The organism is Allobosea sp. TBD101 (assembly GCF_059817965.1).
The window spans coordinates 4114849-4126489 of record NZ_CM187543.1; the positions used below are offsets into that span (position 1 = coordinate 4114849).

Genomic DNA, 11641 nt, shown 5'->3' on the forward strand with positions numbered 1-11641 from the left:
CTCTTTTTTTGGGCGGGGCCTAACGCAACGCCGCCTCTCCAAATTCTTCGCGCAGGGCCTTCTCGGCCCGGTATTCGGCACTGGTCTGGTAGGAGCCGAGCCAGACGGCATCGGCCGTCTCGACCGGATCGCCGGCGGTGATGGCCGCCTCGATGTCGAGGGCGCGGCGGAAGCGCTGGCGCGGTGTCTCCTGCTGGCGCAGCGGCGTGACCTTCGCCGGGGCGGCAGGCATCGCCGCCTCCTCCAGGAGCTCCCGGTGCCGTGCTGCCGCCACCTCGGACAAGGGCGCCACTGCTGGGGCCTCGCCACGACGCAGGGCCGCCACCTCGGAAGCGGTGTCCAGCGCCGGCGTGGTATGGTTCTCCGAGCGCGGCGGGAAGGCGACGAGGTTGCCATTCTCCTGTGCGGCGAGCGCGAGCCGGTTCTCCAGCACCGTGCGCTCGGTGACCCGGCGCTTCGTCTGCTTGCGGATCGCGTCGGTCTGCTCGTCGATGATCCGCTTCTGCGCGGCGCGGGTCTCGGCCAGAAGCTGAGCCGGATCGACGCCCGCGAGCTCGGCATTGGTGGCGCGGCCGATGAGCTCGGCGCGGCTGTCATCGGCGAAGAGCCAGATCGTGCCCTTGTCAGCCGGGTCGAGCGCGACGAAGACGCGGGTTCCGACCAGGACGCCGGGCGCCAGATAATGGAAATCGCCGATCCGGACGCCGTTCTTGCCCACGGTGCGATAGCCGTCGCCGGCCGGCGCCTGCATCAGCAGGGTTGCGAGCGCATCGGCATCGACGGTGCGGATCGGATGGCGTGAGGAGGCGGCGCGGGCGAAGGGCGATACCCTGTTGAGGCCACCGTGCTCGCGCTGGGCGTAGATCGTGTCCGCCCACTGGTCGACGAGCTGCTGCAGCTCTTCTCCCGTCATGGTGACGTTGAACGCGTCGTTCTCGGTCTGGCCGAGGCGCTGGCTGAAAGCCTTGCGTCCTTCGATCCGTTTGCGATGGGCGACATTGTGGCCGATGAAACCCGGCAGCATCGTCGCGCAATCGCTCTGGAAGGTGCGGATGTGGCGCTCTACGAAGCCCTTCTGGTGAGGGCTGAAGGCATCGGAGCGGATCGCCTCGACTTGCAGCTTGGCGAACAGGCGCACGGTGGCGCGAGCCACGAAATCCGAGCCGTTATCTGTCTTCACCGCATCCGGCACGCCCCAGGCGAGGATCGCCTTGCGCATCAGCAGTTGCACGGCCTCGGCGCGCGGGGTTTTCGAGATGAACAGGATGAGGCGGCGCGACCAAACGTCGATGCAGACATAGATCGCATGGCGACCGTCGACGCAGAGCGCATCGACTGGCGAAGCGTCGATCTGCCAGAACGCGTTCAGATGCGGCGCGAGATAGGCGTAGGAGCCGGACACCCGCATCTTTGAGCGGAAGCCATCCGGGTCCATCATTCGCAGCAGGCCGGCCGCGTATTCCTGCTTCCAGGCGCCAAAGCGGACCTCGAAGGCGCGCAGCCCTGGCAGCGACAGGCCGGCAGCGACGAGACGGGCGCCGAATTCCTGCTGGACCGTCTCGTGGAGCTGGCGGGCGGAATAGAGCTCGTTGAACGAATGGACGCCGAGCACGAAATGCTTGATCTCGCCGTCGAAAGCGCTGTCAAGCACGCCTTGACCGCGTCGCGCAGCGCCCTTGTCGACTGCCAGCCGCTCGGTTTCGCCTTCCCGCGAGGCCGAGAGCCAGCGGAGCACCGTGCGCGTGGCAAGGCGCGGCAGGAGCTGCGCGGCCCAGCCCGGAATGTCGATCTTCCCGAGGTTGTAGAGGTCGACGAAATAGCTGATCGCGAGCGTCTGCTTCAGCTCGGAGGCGCGGACGAAGGCTTTCATCGCCGCGAGCACGGCGAGGCGTGCATCCAGTTGCAAAATGGCCTTGCCGGTCGTGCCGGGCGCGGGCTCCGGCGCCTGCTGCAGCGCCTCGCCGCCAGTTGGGGACGGTGCTGCGGCCCCGTAAATGGCGGTGCGGGCCGCCACCGGCAGCAGGTTGACGTGATATTCCAGCCCGCCGCCGCGGCCGGCGCGCTGACGGCAGTATGCCGAGAAGCGTTCCCAATCCTCGCGCTTGGCGAGCTCGACCACGTTCTGACGGGTCGTCGGCATGCCCGGCAGCGCGAGCTCGGCGATTTCGGAAGAGGTCAGCCAGAGTTTCACGGGCGGACCCCGGTGATGATCAGGCCTTTCAGGAGATAGATTTCGTCGAGCAGCAGCCGGACCTCTTCCCCACTCAGCCGAGCGCCGCGCCGACGCTCTCCGCAGTCGTCGAGGCGGTCGATCAGAGCCACCAGCCTACGCCGCTCGTCGCGGCGCTCGGCTACGGCTCGGCGCTCGCGGGCACCGGAAACCCGCTCGGGGCTAGCCCCATCGGCGATCAACCGGGCGATCTCGACATTGCACTCCGAAACGGTCTGGCTCATTCCGCACCGCCCTTCTTCGCGCGGGCGGGCTTCTGCCCTGCCTCGGCGGCGTCGATCTTCGCCTGCACCATCGCCTTTGCGTCCCGAAGCTGGGCGAGCGACCACTGGCGGCCGAGCAGCGCTTCAAGGCGAGCCAGCAGCTGGTCAGCCTCGCGCACGGCGCCACCCTTAGGAGCGAGGCCGGCGGCGAAACGAGCGTTGGAGAAAGACAGGAATGGCTTCTCGGCCACGACCGTCGCGATAGCGATCTGCTGCTCGGCGGGAAGCGCCGCCAAGGCCTGCAACTGCGACTGGTTCCGCGAGAGCTGTGAGCCCCGGATCAGATTGACCGCTTCGGGGGCAAGGGCGGCCGCGATCTGTGTGGCGCGGCGGACCGCACGCGCGGACAGATCAACCTGCCGCTCGATGTCCTTCGCGAAGCCCTCAAAAGTGGCCAAGTTGGCCACTTTTCCTTCGCCTCTGTTTTTCTTGGGTTTTTTGGCCTTGCCATGCGCCGTATCAGGGTGCAGCGCCTCATAGGCCCGCTTGCGCTCGACCAGGAAAATGGCGCGGTCGAGCTTGCTGAGTTCGACCCGGGCCAAGTTTTCGTCGATCTCGATTAGGCGCGCCTGGTCGTCGTCGCACTGGATCTCGATCGCGTCGACCTCGGCCCAACCGATCTGCTGTCCGCCAGCAAGGCGATGCGCGCCGACGACGAGCTTGAACGCTGTTTTAGGCGAGGCGTGACGACGCACGATGACCGCCTGTTGCTGGCCGAGCAGCGAGAGCGAGGCCGCGATAACCTGCGCATGAGCCGCATCGACCGGCCGGAGCCGATCAGAGACGTCGATATTGTCGATCCTCACCCGAAAGACAGGGGAGCGGGGAAGCTCGGCAAGGAGGCCGGAAAAGACGGCTGGCGACGGCTGGAAGGTCATGCCGCCCTCTTGGCGCGGATGAGACCGATGCGATTGCCGTTCTCGTCGTAGAACTGCGGCCAGATCTCGTGCAGCGGCAAATCCAAGGCCTCAGAAATGAGCGCCTGAACCTTCGGTGCCGGACGTTCCATGCCGCCATAGACCGTGAAGCGGCTGAGACCGGCGTCTTCGGCCAACTGCGCAGCGGTGGTCCCCCGCTCGCGGAGCGCGAAAATGATCGCCTGCTTGGTCCAATTGCTCGCCATAGGTGTCCTGTCTCGCAACGCCGAATTTGCTGTGTTAACCACACATGTAGACGGCACTTGTGATGTTATCGTCAGATATGAGAGGCAATGTCAACTCAAATCTGAGGATCATCCTCAGCAGGCAGCAAAATTGATGAACGACCGCGCAGGGATGGCGATCAGAATTGACGATGCGATCAAGCGTAAGTTCTCGACCCGAGAGGCTGCAGCGCCGATCATCGGTTTCCCGCTGGCGTCTCTGGATCGCTATTGCCGAGGCGAATCCGACGTACCGGCAACTCGCCTCGGCCAAATTGCGCGCGCATGCGGGGTAACGGCCGACTTCCTCATTTTTGGGGAATCCGACGCCGCAATTCTGACGATAGATCGCTCATCAGAGCCTAAGCCAGGGCCTGCGGCCGACTTCATGAGCGATGTGGTGCATATCCCGCGACTCGATGTCGTTGCGAGTGCGGGACCCGGCATCGAAAACCCGTTCCCCGAGACGATCGACTACGTTCCGTTCCCGAAGCGCTGGCTCGACGAGCTTGGCGTGCCTGAAAGCTACGCTCGCTTGCTCGATCTCGGCGGCGATAGCATGGAGCCCACCATCCGCGACGGGTCGATCTGCCTGTTGGACACCCGTTTCCAGACCCCGCGCGTCGAAGGTGTCTATTCGTTGATCGACGGCAAGGATGTCCGCATCAAGCGCATCGGCCGCGGCTGGGAAGGCAAGATCGTGTTGATCAGCGACAATGAGCGCTATGAATCCGAGACTTTGGCCGCGCCGGAGGCGGAAGCGCTTAGGATCGCGGGCAAGATCGTCTGGGCAGGTGGAAAAATCTAGGGAGGGCTGCAATGAAGAAGGCAGGGGGAATTATCGCGCTGATCGCCGGAATTTTCGGTGTCATCGCTGCATTTGTGACGCTGGGTGTCGGCGGCATGGGCTCCGCTCTTGAGGCGAAGGACGCCCAACTTGTCGTCAAGCTTGGTTGGGGAGGTGTGGCCTTCTCGTTCCTGACGATCGTGCTCGGCGCAATCTGCATGGGGGCGACATCTCGCTGGCCCGGCATGCTGCTAATCGTCTGCGCTATTGCAGGGGCCATCTTGGGAGGCACGTTCGTCGCGGTCTTTATGGTGCTGGCGTTGATCGGCGGTATCCTCGCGCTGTTCGGCAAGCGCCCGACCTCGGCGGTGGCGTGATGCGGCGTCTCGCCTTTCTGACTGGCGCGATTCTACTAATCGCGCCCGCCGCCGCGCAGGACTTCAAATCAATGCAGCTCGCCCACGAGCTCGGCTCGGTGCTCGCCTCCGAGGAGGCGTGCAGTCTGTCTTACGACCAAGCCGCGATTGCCGCCTTCATCGAGAAGAAGGTCCGCGCCGACGACATGGCGTTTTCCGGCCAGCTTAACCTGCAGACGAGCGGCGTCGGCTATCAGCTCAAGAGCATGAGCGCCTCTGCGAAGACAGCGCATTGCACCCAGATCCGCAGGGTCGCCAAGTCCTACGGCTTCATTAAATGAGCGGGGCGGCCGCGTCGGCCGCCCCTCCTTTTCAAGCCACCTTCAAGTCGTGAGCCGAGAGATCCCAGTTGTCGGCCGGGACGTCCGTGGCTTCCCTCATGCCGTCGACCTCGGCCGGCAACGTCCCGTGACGGGCGATGATCACCGCATCCTCGTACTCGCCCGTCGCCGGATCCCCCGTACGGTGGAAGGCGACGACGCCGACGCGCACGGCCTTGAACCGTTCGAACATGCGCATGGCGTGGTCATGATCCCGCGCCGGGATCGGCTCCTCCGCTGCAATCTTGCCCTTTGAGCCCTTCACGGCTTTGTAGGGCTGGACGACGAAATAGGTGAGATGTGCGACGGTTTCCCGCTCCGGGCTCGCCTTACTCATGACTTTCTCCTGTTGGCGCCCCAGTCTTCCGCTGGGGCAGCCTCATCGAAGCGCGTTCTTGTTTCGTTCTCAAGAGCGTTCTATGACACCGGGAGTCAGGAGCGGAGGTGGCGGTGAACAGCGGGGACAACCAGGAGGAGTATGAGCGTCGGACGCGCCAGGGCCGCTGGGAGGCCCTGTTCTATCTGGGCTGCATCGCCTTCGGCCTGGCCATCGGCTTCATGCTCCGGGGCTGGCCGTGACCAGGCGCAAGGGCGAGATCACCGACAAGCAGCGCGATCGTACGCATCCCTTCCAGGTCGAGATCGTCGTGCCGCTCGGCGGCCTGCACGCCGCTGCCGCCATCATGTATCGCTGGGCCGCCTGGTTCGACCATGTGACGACGAACAAAGGCGGCCTCATGAGCTGGTGCTTCCTCGATGCGCGGACTGCCGATGCCTTCGCGATGGATTGCGGCGGCCGGCGCGTCGACAAGCCTGTCAGCCCCTACGGCCTCGCCCTCGACCAGCCCGGCAGCAAGGAGCTGGAGCGCCGCGCCAAAGCGTCGCTCTATGCCATCGAAATGGTGACCGGCGGGAAGGCGATTGATACAACCAGACCGTTCAAGGAGGCCTGGAAAATTCCGTTCTCGACATTCAATGATCCCGCCGATGTCGCGCGGGCGCAGGGCGCGCTCGACAAGGCCTGGGCCGAGGTCGCTCCGTCGATCCCGGAGGAGAAGCACGAGCTCGAACGAGCACGCATGGCCTACCTCGTCGCGAGCTACGCGCTCGTGGCGGAGGATGAAGACGAGCTGGCGCGGCGGGCGGTGGAACGGTTCCGGCAGCGCTGATTCAGCATGACAGTTCGAGAATGGGCATGATGCCCGTTCTCTTGAGCCATGGGATTGAAAACGCGAGGCTTTTCGCAACTGTCATGCCGACCTGCGCAATCGGGGCAAATCGTGACAGTTCCGCGCGGCGCCGGGACGGGATTTCAAGGGGTTAGCGGCAGCCGCGATTTCTGGCCTTCTGCCTTTCTGGCTTTCGGGCCTCGAAATCCGCGAAGGATCAAATGGCAATGAATGCCGCGCTGCGCCCCGCCTAAGTGCTTGCAGCGCCGCCGCTTTCCGCCTGATCCCGGATAGTCCCGGTTAATCCCGCCTCATTGCCATGTGATTGTTCGTGTCACACGCGGCAGAACGCCTGCGGTCTCATCCTCCCTGAAGCGGCAGGCCGGCGCGACCGCTACCCGAACAGGAAATGCCAGACGCCGTAACCGACGACGCCGACCCAGCCGAGCGTCACGACCGCAGTCAGGCCCAGATAGAGCGCGATGAACGCGTTGTCCTTGATATCGCCCATGTAACCTTCCGGAAGGTGCGCCCGACGATCCTGCCCGGCATCGAACCGGCCGGCGGGCTTCGGCATGAGCCGAGCCGCGCCTCGCATATGTCGTAGCGAACTCTGCGCGGCCCGCATCCTGCGTTCGAAGGGTTCGGCAGCAAGGGATGTGCTTCCAGCAGCGATCCCAGCCGTTAAGAAGACAGGCCTTCTCCGCTGCTTGGACAGCCGGCATTCAAATCTCTAAAAATAGAACGTTCTCATTAGCTTGAGTGCAATCTGCGTGAATACGCGCGCCAGCACCGAATTGGTTAATTTTACCTTGTTTTAGCGTTTACCTTGCGTTCATCACTTCCAGCAGGCTTCCTGTCCCCAACGAACGGCGCCTGGCGCCGAAACCGACAGGTCAGGTCCAACATGGTGCGCTCGCTTTCCTCAGGGGTCATCGCCGCTTCCAGCCTCGCAGCCGCGCTCGTGCTCGGCGCCTCGGTCGCCCAGGCCGGTGGCGGCTGCCGCGGCTCCGCCTGCTACAACCTCGTGAATACGCCGCCGGTCTACGGCTCGATCAACGAAACCTACCAGGTCCGTCCGGCCCAGGTTCAGCGCCGCGTCGTCCCGGCCGAATACGAGACGGTCACCGACAACGTGATGATCGCCCCTGAGCGCCGCATCCCGCACCACCGCGCCGCCGTCTACGAGACGGTGACCGAAAAGGTGATGATCTCGGCCGCCACCCGCCGCTGGGAAGTGACCCGCGACGCTTATGGCAACACGGTCGGCTGCTGGGTGGATGTGCCCGCCCGCTACGGCTACCAGAGCCGCCGCGTCGAGGTTTCTCCGGCCACCATCGATTACGAGACGGTCCCGGCCGTCTACACACAGCGTCAGCGCCAGGTGATGGTGCGTCCGACCCAGGTGGTGCGGGAAGAGATCCCCGCCGTCTACGAGACACGGCAGCGCCAGGTGATGGTCAGCCCCGGCTCGCAGTATTGGTCCCGCTCCCGCTACTGAGCGGACCGGGACAGAGTTTCACGCAGACCCTTTTTTACCACGGAACGACCACTTTCACCCCGGCCTCGCGCCGGGGTTTTTTCTTGGGCGGTTTTCTGATGGAAGGATCGCGCCACTCTCGGGCGCAGCGGAGCGCAAATCCGAGGATGTCGAGAAGACAGCGGCGCCGGAGCGTCCTCGGTCACGCGATGCCCGGGTCAAGCCGGAGCACGACGCACGGGGAGAGGTGTGGCTCGCCCTTCAGGCGATCCTGCCGCCGAGCAGCAGGATGCAGACACCGACCGCGAAGGCGAGGAAGCGGACGGGCATGCCGACCAATGAGCCCGGAGGGCGCCCCGTCGCAAAGCCGACGAGCAATTCGACGATCCCCAGCCCGAACAGCACGATGGCGAAGGGCGGCAGGGCTCCGTCCGGGGCGATGAGGCCGGCCCGAACCGCCCAGGCGACGACAGCGCCGAGAGCGGCGCCCAGCGCGACGAACAGCAGCTCGCTTCGCGACGGGCGCATCGCTCTTATCAGCGCCGGCGGAAGTTCTGGCGCGGCGGACCGCCCGGAGCCGGACCAGCCGTCTTCTGACGGAAGTTGATGCGGCCGCGATCGAGATCGTAAGGCGACATCTCGACGATGACACGGTCGCCCGCGATGGTGCGGATGCGGTTCTTCTTCATCTTGCCGGCCGCATAGGCCAGGATGATGTGCTCGTTGTCGAGCTTCACCCGGTAGTTGCCGTCCGGGAGCACTTCGACCACGGTGCCGTCGAATTCAAGCAGTTCTTCTTTCGCCATCTGTCGTCCTTCGTGAGCCCTAGGGCGCGTGGGCGAGCCATCTTCAAAGAGGCTCGCCCCTGGTTCTGGTCGATCGCGCGTCAGCGCGCGCGCCGCCGGGCGCCGTTGGTGCGTGGTTGCTGTGTTCTTTGCTGCAAGAACGCGACGCCGCCAAGCCCTTCTTTTGCGGAAACGCCGTCTTTTCGCTGCGCCGCCTGCTCAGGACGCGGGCCGCGCTCGGGATGACGGGGGCGCTCGTGACGCTCCTGACGCTGGCCGCCATTGGCAGGCTGGTTGCGCTGGCCGCCCTCGCCGGGCTTGCCGCCGCGCGGCTGCTGCTGCCCTTGCGGGCGAGCCTGCTGGCCCTGCGGACGAGCCTGCTGGCCCTGCGGGCGGCCTGGACCGCCACGTCCGCCACCGTTCTGCTGCTGGCCACGCCCGCCACCGCGCTGGTTCTGCGGCGGCTTCTTCGGCGTGCGGCCGTCCCAGTAAGGAACGGCGCCGATCGGAGTGATCGCGACCTTGGTCAGCTTCTCGATGGCAGCGAGATCGCCGCGCTCTTCCGGCGTGCAGAAGGCGATGGCGAGGCCCGACGCGCCAGCGCGTGCCGTGCGGCCGATGCGGTGGACATAGGTCTCGGGCACGTTCGGCAGGTCGAAATTCACAACATGGCTGATGCCGTCGACATCGATGCCGCGCGCGGCGATGTCGGTCGCGACGAGGATGCGGAGCGAACCGTCGCGGAAGGCGCCGAGCGCCCGCTCGCGCTGGCTCTGGCTCTTGTTGCCGTGGATCGCGGCCGCCTCGATGCCGGACGTGCCGAGCTGGCGCACGACCTTGTCGGCGCCGTGCTTGGTGCGGGTGAAGACGATGGCGCGCTCCAGCTCGGGCACGTTCAGCGTCTTCGCCAGCAGCGCCGGCTTGTCGTGAGCTTCCGTGAAGATGACGCGCTGGTCGATCTTCTCGGCGGTGGTCGCGACCGGTGCCACAGCGACCTCGACCGGATCGGTCAGGTAGGCGGAGGCGATCTCGCGGATCGGCTTCGGCATGGTCGCCGAGAAGAGCAGCGTGTGGCGCTCCTTCGGGATCAGGGTCGCGATGCGGCGCAGCGCATGGATGAAGCCGAGGTCGAGCATCTGATCGGCCTCGTCGAGGACGAGGAACTCGATCTCGCGCAGCGAGACGGCGCGCTGGTCGACGAGGTCGAGCAACCGGCCGGGCGTAGCAACGAGGATATCGACCTTTTCGCCGAGCGCGCGGATCTGCTTGCCGACGGGCACGCCGCCGAAGATCACCGTCGATTTCAGCGAGGTGTAGCGGGCGTAGGTGCGGATGCTGGCTTCGATCTGGGCCGAGAGCTCACGCGTCGGCGACAGGATGAGCGCGCGCACCGAGCGGGCCGGCATCTGGCGCGGCTTGGCGAGCAGCCGATGCAGCATCGGCAGCGAGAAGGCAGCCGTCTTGCCGGTGCCGGTCTGGGCGGCACCGAGGAGGTCGCGGCCCTGCAGAATATGGGGGATCGCCTGCGCCTGGATCGGCGTCGGCGTTTCATAGCCCTCGGCCGCGAGCGCCTTGAGAAGGGGCTCGGCGAGGCCGAGATCGGTAAACTTGGTCAAGAAGGATCTTTCCGGACGCCGCGATGCGAGGGGCGCATGTGGGTTTCGGCTGCGCCGCAGGCTCGCATCCGGCCTGAATTCAAAAATAGTCGGACCTGCCGGCGAACCGCTAGCCACAGCGCCGGCAGGCTTGTCGTGGACCGGGGCCGCTATAGCACCGGACCGAAAAGTGGGTTCCACTTTTCGGAGAACTTCGATGCGATAACTAAGAGATCGATCATCGTGGCCGCGTCCTATCGGACGCGCGATGATCCGGGCTCTCCCGGTCGATCGGTATCAGCTCAGGCGACGACGAGGTTGCCGGCCGAGGTCTTGCCGGTCTTGCGATCGGCAACGAGTTCGTAGGAGACGACCTGGCCGTCGCGCAGCTCGCGGAGACCCGCGCGCTCGACAGCGGAGATGTGGACGAACACGTCCTGGCCGCCGTTCTCAGGGGTGATGAAGCCGTAACCCTTGGTGGAGTTGAACCACTTCACGGTGCCTTTTTCCATGGCATGGAATCCTTACGTTTCAGATCCGCGTATCGTTGCGACCCAGAGCTCGACGCGCGGACGCCTTGCAGTGGTCTTGTAGCGATGTGTGGTGGATCTGAATCGTGCCCGCCGACCGGATTACCCGCGCGGAGGATTGGCCAGAACCCGGCCGCATCTCGTCATACATCGGTGCGGATAGCACGAAATGCAAGAACCGTCCAGCAAGGGCCTCCCAGGCCCGCCGCAATCACTTGGCTGGGCCGAGCTCCCGCAGGATTTCAGTGAGCCCGCCGAGATCGCCGATCCTGCGATAGCGATCATGCCCCGCCGGCTCCTCGGCATGTTCCAGCACCCAGGTCAGTTCATGCGGAACATGGACAGCCCAGGAACCGGCCTCCAGCGCGGGCAGGATGTCGGATTTCAGGGAGTTTCCGACCATCATCGCCCGCCCTGCCCCGTCGCCATGACGGGCGAAGATGCGGCCGTAGGTCTCCGGCTTCTTGTCGCTGACGATCTCGACCGCGTGGAAGAAGTCGCCGAGACCGGACTGGGCGAGCTTGCGCTCCTGGTCGAAGAGATCACCCTTGGTGATCAGCACCAGCCGGTAATCGCCGGAGAGTACCGCAAGCGTCTCCTGGACATGCGGCAACGTCTCGACCGGATGAGCCGCCATCTCGCGCCCGGCAGCGAGGATCTCTCCGATCACGGCAGCCGGGACCTGCCCGCGCGTGATCTCGATCGCCGTCTCAATCATCGAGAGCACGAAGCCCTTGATACCGAAGCCGTAGAAACCGAGATTGCGCTTCTCGGCTTCGAGCAGGCGCCCGGAAATCTCGGCCGCCTCGCCATGCTCGCCAAGCAGCGCGACGAAGCGATCCTCCGTCATCCGGAAGAACTGCTCGTTCTGCCAGAGCGTGTCGTCGGCATCGAAGCCGATGGTGGTCAGCTTCGATGCCATGAC

General features: G+C 65.2%; 16 protein-coding genes. 6 read left to right on the forward strand and 10 right to left on the reverse strand.

Features of this window, described 5'->3' with window-relative positions; translation table 11 throughout:
• Positions 1 to 19: 19 nt before the first annotated feature.
• The 4 genes from AC6RIC_RS20070 to AC6RIC_RS20085 are packed head-to-tail and all read right to left on the reverse strand — an operon-like array spanning position 20 to position 3616.
• A complete protein-coding gene (locus AC6RIC_RS20070) occupies positions 20 to 2191 on the reverse strand; it encodes a transposase (protein ID WP_499733652.1) in 2172 nt (723 codons plus the stop codon).
• Complete coding sequence (locus tag AC6RIC_RS20075) at positions 2188 to 2454, reverse strand: hypothetical protein (protein ID WP_499733653.1); 267 nt, start codon at positions 2452 to 2454, stop codon at positions 2188 to 2190. The genes AC6RIC_RS20070 and AC6RIC_RS20075 overlap by 4 nt, the downstream gene beginning before the upstream one ends.
• A complete protein-coding gene (locus tag AC6RIC_RS20080; protein WP_499733654.1) occupies positions 2451 to 3371 on the reverse strand; it encodes a ParB/RepB/Spo0J family partition protein in 921 nt (306 codons plus the stop codon). The genes AC6RIC_RS20075 and AC6RIC_RS20080 overlap by 4 nt, the downstream gene beginning before the upstream one ends.
• Entirely contained in the window at positions 3368 to 3616 is a 249-nt protein-coding gene (locus AC6RIC_RS20085) for a helix-turn-helix domain-containing protein (RefSeq protein ID WP_499733655.1), read from the reverse strand. The genes AC6RIC_RS20080 and AC6RIC_RS20085 overlap by 4 nt, the downstream gene beginning before the upstream one ends.
• 133 nt (positions 3617 to 3749) lie before the next feature.
• Here AC6RIC_RS20085 and AC6RIC_RS20090 point away from each other — a divergent pair, with 133 nt between their 5' ends.
• Genes AC6RIC_RS20090 through AC6RIC_RS20100 form a run of 3 tightly spaced genes read left to right on the forward strand, consistent with a single transcriptional unit; the run spans position 3750 to position 5118 of the window.
• Complete coding sequence (locus AC6RIC_RS20090; protein WP_499733656.1) at positions 3750 to 4442, forward strand: S24 family peptidase; 693 nt, start codon at positions 3750 to 3752, stop codon at positions 4440 to 4442.
• A gap of 11 nt (positions 4443 to 4453) precedes the next feature.
• The gene (locus AC6RIC_RS20095; RefSeq protein ID WP_499733657.1) at positions 4454 to 4798 is read left to right on the forward strand and encodes a hypothetical protein; all 345 of its coding nucleotides are present in this window, start codon (positions 4454 to 4456) and stop codon (positions 4796 to 4798) included.
• Positions 4798 to 5118: a signal recognition particle gene (locus AC6RIC_RS20100; protein ID WP_499733658.1), complete on the forward strand. Its 321-nt coding sequence runs from the start codon at positions 4798 to 4800 to the stop codon at positions 5116 to 5118. Before AC6RIC_RS20095 ends, AC6RIC_RS20100 begins: the two co-directional genes overlap by 1 nt.
• Positions 5119 to 5149: 31 nt before the next feature.
• On the opposite strand, the gene AC6RIC_RS20105 is transcribed toward AC6RIC_RS20100, so the two are convergent.
• A complete protein-coding gene (locus tag AC6RIC_RS20105; RefSeq protein ID WP_499733659.1) occupies positions 5150 to 5494 on the reverse strand; it encodes a hypothetical protein in 345 nt (114 codons plus the stop codon).
• A 113-nt stretch (positions 5495 to 5607) separates the two neighbouring features.
• On the opposite strand from AC6RIC_RS20105, the gene AC6RIC_RS20110 reads away from it, so the two are divergent.
• From AC6RIC_RS20110 to AC6RIC_RS20120, 3 genes are all read left to right on the forward strand, one after another.
• Entirely contained in the window at positions 5608 to 5736 is a 129-nt protein-coding gene (locus AC6RIC_RS20110) for a hypothetical protein (RefSeq protein ID WP_499733660.1), read from the forward strand.
• The gene (locus tag AC6RIC_RS20115) at positions 5733 to 6326 is read left to right on the forward strand and encodes a hypothetical protein (protein WP_499733661.1); all 594 of its coding nucleotides are present in this window, start codon (positions 5733 to 5735) and stop codon (positions 6324 to 6326) included. Before AC6RIC_RS20110 ends, AC6RIC_RS20115 begins: the two co-directional genes overlap by 4 nt.
• Positions 6327 to 7233: 907 nt before the next feature.
• Complete coding sequence (locus tag AC6RIC_RS20120; protein ID WP_454657803.1) at positions 7234 to 7827, forward strand: hypothetical protein; 594 nt, start codon at positions 7234 to 7236, stop codon at positions 7825 to 7827.
• Between the two features lie 240 nt (positions 7828 to 8067).
• On the opposite strand, the gene AC6RIC_RS20125 is transcribed toward AC6RIC_RS20120, so the two are convergent.
• The 5 genes from AC6RIC_RS20125 to AC6RIC_RS20145 form a co-directional block, all read right to left on the reverse strand.
• A complete protein-coding gene (locus tag AC6RIC_RS20125; RefSeq protein WP_454657804.1) occupies positions 8068 to 8334 on the reverse strand; it encodes a hypothetical protein in 267 nt (88 codons plus the stop codon).
• Between the two features lie 8 nt (positions 8335 to 8342).
• On the reverse strand, positions 8343 to 8612 hold the full coding sequence (infA, locus tag AC6RIC_RS20130) for a translation initiation factor IF-1 (RefSeq protein ID WP_061964687.1): 270 nt from the start codon (positions 8610 to 8612) through the stop codon (positions 8343 to 8345).
• A gap of 80 nt (positions 8613 to 8692) precedes the next feature.
• On the reverse strand, positions 8693 to 10207 hold the full coding sequence (locus AC6RIC_RS20135; RefSeq protein ID WP_454657805.1) for a DEAD/DEAH box helicase: 1515 nt from the start codon (positions 10205 to 10207) through the stop codon (positions 8693 to 8695).
• 281 nt (positions 10208 to 10488) lie between these two features.
• The gene (locus AC6RIC_RS20140; RefSeq protein ID WP_454657806.1) at positions 10489 to 10698 is read right to left on the reverse strand and encodes a cold-shock protein; all 210 of its coding nucleotides are present in this window, start codon (positions 10696 to 10698) and stop codon (positions 10489 to 10491) included.
• A 229-nt stretch (positions 10699 to 10927) separates the two neighbouring features.
• Positions 10928 to 11638: an HAD family hydrolase gene (locus AC6RIC_RS20145; protein WP_454657807.1), complete on the reverse strand. Its 711-nt coding sequence runs from the start codon at positions 11636 to 11638 to the stop codon at positions 10928 to 10930.
• Between the last annotated feature and the right edge of the window lie 3 nt (positions 11639 to 11641).